Raw genomic sequence first — 241 nt, 5'->3', positions numbered from 1 at the left:
ACCGGTACGCCGCATATACACAACCATATAACGGGCAATATTGAGCGCCACGACCGGCGAGGTTAGCTTTGCCACCACATGCAGCATCAAATCGGTTCCGGTCGAAATCCCCGCGCTGGAGTAACGCTCACCATCTTCGACAAACAACCGGTTATCCAGCACACGGGCAGCCGGAGCTATCGCACGCAATTCATCAACAGAGAGCGCATGGGTTGTGCAGGCATAGCCGTCAAACAACCCT

Annotated in this window: 1 pseudogene; it reads right to left on the bottom strand. The window is 55.2% G+C overall.

From position 1 onward, the window contains the following. Nucleotides 1-241, bottom strand: a pseudogene (locus tag HBA93_RS23115) (GlxA family transcriptional regulator); the annotation flags it as partial.

The sequence above is a fragment of the Ochrobactrum sp. SFR4 genome (assembly GCF_019730395.1).
GTDB lineage: Bacteria > Pseudomonadota > Alphaproteobacteria > Rhizobiales > Rhizobiaceae > Pseudochrobactrum.
This window is presented reverse-complemented; position numbering and strand designations above follow the sequence as displayed.